Origin of the sequence: Agrobacterium sp. a22-2, assembly GCF_012276985.1 — a bacterium.
Taxonomy (GTDB): Bacteria; Pseudomonadota; Alphaproteobacteria; order Rhizobiales; family Rhizobiaceae; genus Allorhizobium.
On the sequence record NZ_JAAXMM010000102.1, the window covers coordinates 1 to 402 of the forward strand.

At 70.1% G+C, this 402-nt stretch carries 1 protein-coding gene; it reads left to right on the top strand.

Annotated features, from left to right (window positions below; all coding sequences use genetic code 11):
* On the top strand, positions 1 to 402 hold a 402-nt coding region (locus HFC70_RS26585), incomplete at both ends, for a nicotinate-nucleotide--dimethylbenzimidazole phosphoribosyltransferase (RefSeq protein ID WP_168476312.1).

A 402-nucleotide genomic window follows, 5' to 3' on the forward strand; every position in this document is an offset into this window, starting at 1 on the left:
GCCCTGGTCGAGCGTCTGCCGGGCAATGCACTGCTGCTGGGCGAGATGGGGATTGGCAACACCTCGTCGGCCAGCCTCTTGATGGCGCGCCTGACCGGCATGCCGCTCGCAGACTGCGTCGGCCGCGGCACCGGCCTGGACGACTCCGGCCTCGCACACAAGTCGGCCGTACTTGCCCAGGCCCTGGCCGCGAATGCCACTGCGCAGACGCCGCTGCAGATCGGCGCTGCGCTTGGCGGCTTCGAGATCCTGACGATGGCGGGTAGCGTCATCGCCGCTGCCGCCGGACGCCGCGTCATCGTCGTCGACGGCTTCATCACGACGGCGGCCGTTGCACTCGCGCAGGCGTTGCGCCCAGGGGTGCTGGATGCATGTGTGTTCGCCCATCGCTCTGCCGAGGGG